Annotated in this window: 1 rRNA gene; it reads left to right on the forward strand. The window is 56.1% G+C overall.

The features are described 5' to 3' along the window. A 23S ribosomal RNA gene (locus ACFVYX_RS33630) occupies positions 1–1,392 on the forward strand; the annotation flags it as partial. Positions 1,393–1,424: the final 32 nt, after the last annotated feature.

The raw sequence follows: 1,424 nt of genomic DNA on the forward strand, positions 1-1,424 counted from the left end.
CTGAGACCTGATGCCGAGCCGATTGTGGTGAAGTGGATGATCCTATGCTGTCGAGAAAAGCCTCTAGCGAGTTTCATGGCGGCCCGTACCCTAAACCGACTCAGGTGGTCAGGTAGAGAATACCGAGGCGTTCGGGTGAACTATGGTTAAGGAACTCGGCAAAATGCCCCCGTAACTTCGGGAGAAGGGGGGCCACGTCTGGTGATGAGTCTTGCACTCTGAGCTGGGGGTGGCCGCAGAGACCAGCGAGAAGCGACTGTTTACTAAAAACACAGGTCCGTGCGAAGCCGTAAGGCGATGTATACGGACTGACGCCTGCCCGGTGCTGGAACGTTAAGGGGACCGGTTAGTCACATTTCGGTGTGGCGAAGCTGAGAACTTAAGCGCCAGTAAACGGCGGTGGTAACTATAACCATCCTAAGGTAGCGAAATTCCTTGTCGGGTAAGTTCCGACCTGCACGAATGGCGTAACGACTTCTCGACTGTCTCAACCATAGGCCCGGTGAAATTGCACTACGAGTAAAGATGCTCGTTTCGCGCAGCAGGACGGAAAGACCCCGGGACCTTTACTACAGTTTGATATTGGTGTTCGGTTCGGCTTGTGTAGGATAGGTGGGAGACTTTGAAGCCGTGACGCCAGTCATGGTGGAGTCGCCGTTGAAATACCACTCTGGTCGTGCTGGATGTCTAACCTCGGTCCGTGATCCGGATCAGGGACAGTGTCTGATGGGTAGTTTAACTGGGGCGGTTGCCTCCCAAAGGGTAACGGAGGCGCCCAAAGGTTCCCTCAGCCTGGTTGGCAATCAGGTGTTGAGTGTAAGTGCACAAGGGAGCTTGACTGTGAGACCGACGGGTCGAGCAGGGACGAAAGTCGGGACTAGTGATCCGGCGGTGGCTTGTGGAAGCGCCGTCGCTCAACGGATAAAAGGTACCCCGGGGATAACAGGCTGATCTTCCCCAAGAGTCCATATCGACGGGATGGTTTGGCACCTCGATGTCGGCTCGTCGCATCCTGGGGCTGGAGTCGGTCCCAAGGGTTGGGCTGTTCGCCCATTAAAGCGGTACGCGAGCTGGGTTTAGAACGTCGTGAGACAGTTCGGTCCCTATCCGCTGCGCGCGTAGGAATATTGAGAAGGGCTGTCCCTAGTACGAGAGGACCGGGACGGACGAACCTCTGGTGTGCCAGTTGTCCTGCCAAGGGCATGGCTGGTTGGCTACGTTCGGGAGGGATAACCGCTGAAAGCATCTAAGCGGGAAGCCTGCTTCGAGATGAGTATTCCCACCTCCTTGAGAGGGTAAGGCTCCCAGTAGACGACTGGGTTGATAGGCCGGATGTGGAAGCCCAGTAATGGGTGGAGCTGACCGGTACTAATAGGCCGAGGGCTTGTCCTCAGTTGCTCGCGTCCACTGTGTTAGTTCTGAAG

The organism is Streptomyces sp. NPDC058326 (assembly GCF_042879855.1).
Lineage (GTDB): Bacteria > Actinomycetota > Actinomycetes > Streptomycetales > Streptomycetaceae > Streptomyces.